General features: G+C 65.3%; 2 protein-coding genes. One reads left to right on the top strand and one right to left on the bottom strand.

The features are described from left to right. Positions 1-234: 234 nt before the first annotated feature. Positions 235-831 (bottom strand): GcrA family cell cycle regulator, encoded by a 597-nt coding sequence (locus ACEQXV_RS15770; protein WP_370269965.1) that lies wholly within the window; start codon positions 829-831, stop codon positions 235-237. A 241-nt stretch (positions 832-1,072) separates the two neighbouring features. On the opposite strand from ACEQXV_RS15770, the gene carB reads away from it, so the two are divergent. Continuing rightward, positions 1,073-2,203, top strand: a 1,131-nt coding sequence (gene carB / locus ACEQXV_RS15765; protein WP_370269963.1) for a carbamoyl-phosphate synthase large subunit, incomplete at its 3' end; no start/stop codon positions are given.

Below are 2,203 nucleotides of genomic sequence, written 5' to 3'. Positions count from 1 at the left end.
CTGCCTGAGGAAACGGCGCACCGACCCACGCTCTGGCCAGCCCTCAGACCCGGTCTGCACAACGCCTAACCTGCGCCTGACGGACATATCTCTTTGGTTTTCGAAAATATCCTCGGGGGTAGGCGCAAATGCCCCGGCATTTGCGGCGGAGGGGGCAGACAGCCCCCTTCCCCCTTTCCGCCCGCGCCGCCCCTCAGGACCGTCGCGCAGCACCCTCACATCGGGACAGCCCGATCAGCGGCGGCGAGCACGGCGCGAGGACATCGGCTGGAAGGCCACACCCACATGCGCCTCGCAGTAGGGCTTGCCCTGCTGCACCGGCAGACCGCAGAACCAGAACTTCTCGGTCGCCGGGTCGCCGACGGGCCATTTGCAGGTCCGCTCGGTCAGCTCCATCAGCGACAGCTTCTTCGCCTTCTTCTCGACCGCGTTCACCTTGGCCAGGGCCTCGGGGCTGATCTCGTTGGCCGAGGGCTGCGGCGGCAGCGGCTGACCGGCGGGCACGATGGCCTTGCGCGACGGCACACCCTGCGGCGCGGCCGAGGTGGTGCGCGGCTCGTCATCGTCTTCTTCGACCTCGGGCTCCGGCGCGGGGGCCGGGGCCGCTGCGGGCTTGGCGGCGGGCTTGGGCTTGGCCTCGGGCTTGGCGGCGGCAGCCGGGGCGGCGCTGGCGCTGCCCCCGCCCGAGCGGTTGGACAGGCCCAGGCGGTGCACCTTGCCGATCACGGCGTTGCGGGTCACCCCGCCCAGCTCTTTCGCGATCTGGCTGGCGGACTGGCCTTCGGTCCACATCTTCTTCAGCAGCTCGACACGTTCATCGGTCCAGGACATGGACGCCTTCCTTTTCACTCTGCGCAGCCCCCGGGGCCACTTAGAACCAAAGGCGGCACGTCACCCGTACCGCCCCCTTGCGTTGTGCCTTATTCTAATCACCTCGTTCCGAGATACAAGGCGCTGATTCGCCCTATCCGATCGAAACGCCGCCTTTCCGTGCGATCCGGGTCGCAGCCCCTTGCGCCGGGTCGCTTCATGGCTATAACGCGCAACAATTTGCGCTGACCCGGGGATGACCATGCCGAAAAGAACAGATATCTCGTCCATCATGATCATCGGGGCAGGCCCCATCGTGATCGGCCAGGCCTGCGAATTCGACTATTCCGGTGCCCAGGCCTGCAAGGCCCTGCGCGAGGAAGGCTACCGCGTCATCCTGGTGAACTCGAACCCCGCCACGATCATGACCGACCCCGGCCTGGCGGATGCGACCTATATCGAACCGATCACCCCCGAGGTCGTCGCCAAGATCATCGAAAAAGAACGCCCCGACGCGCTGCTGCCGACCATGGGCGGCCAGACCGGCCTGAACACCTCTCTTGCGCTGGAAGAGATGGGCGTGCTGAAGAAATTCGGCGTCGAGATGATCGGGGCCAAGCGCGAAGCCATTGAAATGGCGGAAGATCGCAAACTGTTCCGCGAAGCGATGGATCGCATCGGCCTGGAAAACCCCAAGGCCACCATCGTCACCGCCCCCAAGAAGGACGGCAAGTTCGACATCGCCGCCGGCCTGTCCGAAGCGATGGCCGCGCTGGAAGACATCGGCCTGCCCGCGATCATCCGCCCCGCCTTTACCCTGGGTGGCACCGGCGGCGGCGTCGCCTACAACCGCGACGATTACGAATACTACTGCCGTTCCGGGATGGAGGCCTCTCCGGTCGGCCAGATCCTTGTCGATGAATCCCTGCTCGGCTGGAAGGAATACGAAATGGAAGTCGTGCGCGACCGCGCCGACAACGCCATCATCGTCTGTTCCATTGAAAACGTGGACCCCATGGGCGTGCACACGGGTGATTCCATCACCGTGGCCCCGGCCCTGACCCTGACGGACAAAGAATATCAGGCGATGCGCTCGGCCTCGATCGCGGTTCTGCGCGAAATCGGCGTCGAAACCGGCGGCTCGAACGTGCAATGGGCGGTGAACCCCCAAGACGGCCGCATGGTCGTGATCGAGATGAACCCCCGCGTCTCGCGCTCCTCGGCGCTGGCGTCGAAGGCCACCGGCTTCCCGATCGCCAAGATCGCCGCGAAACTGGCCGTGGGCTATACGCTGGACGAGCTGGACAACGACATCACCAAGGTCACGCCCGCCAGCTTCGAGCCGACCATCGACTATGTCGTCACCAAGATCCCGCGCTTCGCGTTCGAGAAA

The sequence above is a fragment of the Nioella sp. genome (assembly GCF_964229645.1).
In the GTDB taxonomy this organism is placed as follows: domain Bacteria; phylum Pseudomonadota; class Alphaproteobacteria; order Rhodobacterales; family Rhodobacteraceae; genus Nioella.
This window is presented reverse-complemented; position numbering and strand designations above follow the sequence as displayed.